The organism is Aminobacter sp. P4_H6_2 (assembly GCF_056400805.1).
The window spans coordinates 1-1,991 of the sequence record NZ_JBFUKO010000827.1 but is presented as its reverse complement, the minus strand read 5'-3'; the positions used below and the strand labels follow the sequence as shown (position 1 = coordinate 1,991).

General features: G+C 63.3%; 2 protein-coding genes. Both read right to left on the bottom strand.

The genetic code is table 11. The annotated features are described in order from the left end of the window. On the bottom strand, nucleotides 1-531 hold a 531-nt coding region (locus AC1DUU_RS30635; protein ID WP_476787075.1), incomplete at its 3' end, for a helix-turn-helix domain-containing protein. 164 nt (nucleotides 532-695) lie between these two features. Then, nucleotides 696-1,991 (bottom strand): glycerate kinase type-2 family protein (locus AC1DUU_RS30630; protein WP_476787074.1); only part of this gene is annotated, 1,296 nt, incomplete at its 5' end.

Sequence of the window (1,991 nt, the reverse complement as noted above, 5' to 3'; positions counted from 1 at the left end):
GAAGACGTCCGAATCCTCCGACAGCGTGATCAAATAGGGTTCGACCGTCACGCCTGATGTATCCGAGCCGATATGGCCGAGAAGCGTATATTGGTGCCCGGCGCGCGTGCCCCGGCGTTCGACATCCACACCCTCGCCCGATTTGACGAAGACAGCGTTGCGCTCCTCTTCGAAGCGGCGGAAAAACGCAGTGACCGGCACGCCGAGCGCGCGCGACAGGGACTGCAGCGTCGTCAGCGATGGCGACGTGATGCCATTTTCGATCTTCGACAGCATGCCAAGCGAAATGTCGGTGGCCGAAGCAAGGTCGGCGACGGTGATACCGAGCTTCTTGCGGAAGGCGCGGACCTCGTGGCCGATCGCCACTTCCAGCACTTTTTCGCGGGTGTCGCGAACGGCATGCGGATCCTGGGACAGCGGGGAAACGCGCGACAGAGCGGACTTGCCGGCTGCGGCCGCAACGGCCGCGTGCATAGCCTTGCCGTTCTTTTTCGACGGCGCCTGCTTTTCCGCTGCCTTCGCTTTCGCCATATCGTTGCCGCCTGCCTCTGCTCGTTGAATCTATTTCACCGAGAGTAAACATTTTCAGCAAAAGAAACAACAGCTGTGAATAAAGGCGCAAAGCGAACGATGCTGGCGCAACAGTAGTTAGCCGGGAATTCAACTTCGCCCGACTGCAGCCGGACAGGTTCCGCTTACTGCATCAGCAGTATTTGCAGATCAGCGACATTGGTGCCGGTGGCGCCCGTCATCAGCAAGTCGCCCGACGACGCCAGCGCATGGTAGGAGTCGTTGTTCTGCAACAGCGCCACGGGATTGAAGCCCAGCTTGCGCATCGACGTGGTGGAGCCGGCATCGACGATGGCACCGGCCGCATCGGTGGGGCCGTCGCGACCATCGGTGCCGCCGCTTAGAAAAACCCAAGGACGCCTGATCGACGTCCATTCGTTGAGCAGCGCAAAGCGCAGCGCCAGTTCCTGGTTACGGCCGCCGATGCCGGTTCCGGCGACGCGAACGGTCGGCTCCCCGCCAGCCACTATGGCGACCGGGCCGTGCTGGCTGGAAGCAAAGATCGCCATGCGGTGCAAGGTTTCTGCGACATCGGCGACATCGCCGCTCAGCCAGTCATCGGCCTTGACGACGAGCGGATAGGCTGCGCCGGCACAGTCCATCACCTGCTTCAGACTGATGCTGTTGGAGCCGATAATAACATTTTCGACATGGTCGAAGCTCGTTTCAGGGCCGCTCAGCGAGAGATTGTCGATATGGCCACGCAGGGTGGCGGGCAGCCTGTCGTACAGGCCGTCGCGCGAGATGATGCCGAGCGCGTCGGCAACGCTGGAAGACGCCCGGGCGGTTGGCCCGCTTGCGATGATGCCGACATCGTTGCCCGGCACGTCAGACAGGATCAGCGACAGCATCTTCGCGCCCGAGGCGAGCTTGGCCAGCCGCCCGCCCTTCAGTCGCGAGAACTGCTGGCGCACGGCATTGATCTCGTTAATCTCCGCGCCGCAGCGGATGAGCGCACTGTTCAGCGCGATTTTGTCCGCGAGCGAAACACCGGGCGCCGGCGCGCAGATCAGCGCCGAACCGCCACCACTGACAAGAACCAGAACCAGATCGCCCGGCGCGGCAGAACGGGCGGCGCGCTCGATGGCGTACGCACCTGCGATGCTGCCCTCGTCGGGCAACGGGTGGCCGCCGGCAATGACATCGACGCCGGCGATACCGATCACGTTTTCACTGTTGGTCACCGCGCAGGCGATATGCAGCTTGTCGGCGACAAAGGGCAAGGCCGCGCGCGCCATCGGGCATGCGGCCTTACCGAAGGCGATGAGAATGACGCGCTTTGCCGCCGCGATTTCGCCGGCACGGCTTTCAAGCGCCGCAATAACCGCCCGCTCGGGGTCCGACGCCGCGACGCCTTCGCGAAACAAGGTGATTGCCTGTTCACGGAGCACGGTCACGGCGGGAGCCAAGCGGTCGGGGAT